Below are 2,928 nucleotides of genomic sequence, written 5' to 3' on the forward strand. Positions count from 1 at the left end.
GCTTGGTGGCGCTTGAGCCGGTGTCGAACGTCATCCTGTTGGAGCAGTACGCTGAGGATCGCACCGCCGCGACCTGGACGCAGGCGCTGGCCGCCGCCTGTGCGGGCTTGCCGGTCACCCTGGTGCAGGGGACCTCGGATGAGGCCACGGCGCTGCGCCGGCACATCGAGCACGATCATCAGGCCCACCATTCCCCGGACCTGTTCCATCTCCAGCATGAGGTGGCTAAGGGCACCGGTCTGTCACTGGCGCGGGCGGTGCGCGCGGCCGACGCTGAGGTGGCCACGGCTGAGGCACAGCTGCAGGCCGAGCGCGAGGCCGAACAGGCGTACCGCCAGCAGCGCCATGGCCCGGGGCGTCCGCCGGCCTTTGCGCAGCGCATCCAAGGTGCCCTGCAGCGGTGGGCCGCCGCGGCCATCACGCGGGATCAGACGCAGGCGCGTCAGGAGGAGGCCACGACGTTGATCCGCGCCCTCGGCGAAGCCTACCATCCCTTTGAGCTGGAGCGCGGTGAGGCGCAACCACCTGAGCGCTTGGGGGAACGGCTCGGTACGATCTGGCAGCGGTTGGAGGCCCTTGCCGAGGCGGCCGACCTGCCGGCGCGCGCCCGCGCCCACCTCGCGAAGGCCAAGCGCTTGAACACGGCCCTGCTGGCCACGATCGCCTTCTTCTTTGCGACGGTGCATCAACGCGTCGAGGCACTCAACCTGGCGCCCGCGATCGAAACGGCGGTGCTCCAACAGTTGATTCCGGCGATCTATCTTGAACGCGTCGCCACGCGGTGCGCGGGAGCCGATGAGCGTCGACGCCTCGCGGCACTGAGCGCGCAGACGCTCGCCCCGCTGCGCGCGGCGGATCACCCCATCCAAGCCCTGGAGGCCACGCAGCGCGTGGAGATTGAGCAGGTCGCCAGCGACTGCGCCGACCTGTTCCAGCGCTCGAGCGCTGCTGTGGAGGGGCGCAACGGCCAGCTCTCACTCTTCCATCATGGCTGCCATCGCCTCAGTGCGCGTCAGCTCGCCGCGCTCACGGCGGTACACAACTTCTACATCCGCCGTGCGGACCAGACCACCGCCGCCGAGCGTTTCTTTGGCCAGGCGCCGCCGCCCTTGTTCGAGCAATTGCTCGAGCGGGTGCCTCTGCCACCTCGGCCGCGCCGACGACGAGCACGTGCGCCGAAGATCCCCTACCTCTCGCCGATGGCCGCTTGAGCGGGGTGGACGTGGTTATGATCAAGGCCCTCATTTTCTTACTGCTCTCTGTCGTCTTTCAAAAACTACGCGCACGAATCTACAGCGCGCTCAAAGATAGATAGGGCGGTTGCACGGTATGCGCAAAGCCCAACGCCAAACTAACCCGCCGCCCAAAGTGCGGCAGCACTTTGGACGGTCGGGTTTAGTGCCGTGTTAGGCGATTTCATTCATTGAGCACGACGTTAATTGAGCCTGGCCCCTGTTCTGTTACCGCAATCGTGCGACCGGCACCCAAGCACCTATATCACAGTCCATTTGTCATCTCGTTGCAAAACAACTGAGTGCCCTGAAAAACATTAGCCCATCTTGAATAGGGAACGTCGTGTTAGCGGTCCCACTATCCCATCCCGCGCAAGCTGATGTAGTGTTTGAAATTCTGTGACCCGCGCTAGCGTCTTAGCCCCAAAGATCCCATCGGGGACAAGCAGTGCAAGTGCAGAAGGAGGTCTCTTATTAAGAAGCATCTGGACAACCTTAATGGTATCACCTCGATCACCGTACTTTTGCAGCTCCCTAGGCGAGAACAGCTGTTGGTGAAAACCAAACTTCGACGCTCCACCTCCCAAGCCTTGTCGAAGCACTTCCTCGTGACCCAGTGACCCCGGTGGCTTCGTCCCAGGTGGTGACAGCGAGATTGGAATGTATTTCATGATCTTCCCACGAGGTGTGATAACATATGATACATCTTTCCCAAGCTCTGCCTTCAACTTGTCTTTTGGAGAGACAAGCTCATCAGTGGGCAGAAATTGACCGGCGTGGCTGTGATACGTACCTATATTCTCGACGTTGGGAAGTTTTAGTCCAGGATCTGACTCGCGGCTGGACTTAAGAGTTCGGGGACTTGTGTAGAAATATTTACCGCTCCTTTTGAATATTCGCCCTGCAAATTCCCAGTTGTTAGCTACAGATTTATAGTAGATTTCATCCAGGGCTGTGATTGCTGCAATATCCGCAGACTGAAAAGGAAATCCCGCTCGACTAAGGTTCTGCAGGAATGCCTCAAGAACGCGCTTAACATGCGGCACTATCGGTTCCAGGACTGGGACATCCCGTTGTGTCATAGCTGCCCTCCTCATTGAAACACGGTTCTACCAAGCTCTCAATTCGAATGCGTCGTGTAGTACTACTTTGTTAACTTGCGCTATGCGCTTGATATTGTTATTATTTTTCGAGTTGTGCGTGCGGAATAGAATCTGGATAGTTGATGGCCATTTGCAAAAGCCTTGCGCGGCAAGACCCCTTGCGCTCACTGAAACAAAATCTGGCGTTTCACATTGAAGAATACCACCACCACTTTCAGACAGCGACGTCAGCGAACCCTGAGCTCAGCGAGGCGTATATCCGGGGTCTGTTTAAGACCGAAGCGAGCTGGCGCAACATGGAACGGATGAACGAGGAGTTGGAGATGTCCGGCGACGGTTACCAGCGTCTGCAACAGTTCATTTCCGACGCCCCTTGGTCTGCCAGTGCGTTGATCAGTGATCTTGCGGTGAAGACCTCCGAATTCTACGCCAGCCAGCCGACCTATCAGCGCCGGGACGTCGGCTCTATCCTCGATGAATCGGCGCATCTCAAGAAAGGCAAACAGTCTGTCGGCGTCGCCCGCCAATATGCCGGCGTCATCGGCAAGGTGGAGAACTGCCAGGTCGGGGTGTATGCCAGTTTGGTGTGGAAC

At 59.1% G+C, this 2,928-nt stretch carries 3 protein-coding genes; 2 read left to right on the top strand and 1 reads right to left on the bottom strand.

Features of this window, described 5'->3' with window-relative positions; translation table 11 throughout:
• A partial coding sequence (locus tag CKO40_RS23480) for a DUF6399 domain-containing protein (protein ID WP_207173830.1) occupies positions 1–1,211 on the top strand: 1,211 nt, incomplete at its 5' end.
• A 338-nt stretch (positions 1,212–1,549) separates the two neighbouring features.
• Here the strand turns inward: CKO40_RS23480 and CKO40_RS23485 are convergent.
• A complete protein-coding gene (locus CKO40_RS23485; RefSeq protein WP_200348881.1) occupies positions 1,550–2,314 on the bottom strand; it encodes a DUF4329 domain-containing protein in 765 nt (254 codons plus the stop codon).
• Positions 2,315–2,457: 143 nt separating this feature from the next.
• Here CKO40_RS23485 and CKO40_RS23490 point away from each other — a divergent pair.
• Positions 2,458–2,928 (top strand): transposase (locus CKO40_RS23490; protein WP_242477307.1); only part of this gene is annotated, 471 nt, incomplete at its 3' end.

Source organism: Halochromatium glycolicum, assembly GCF_016584085.1.
GTDB classification, from domain to species: Bacteria; Pseudomonadota; Gammaproteobacteria; order Chromatiales; family Chromatiaceae; genus Lamprobacter; species Lamprobacter glycolicus.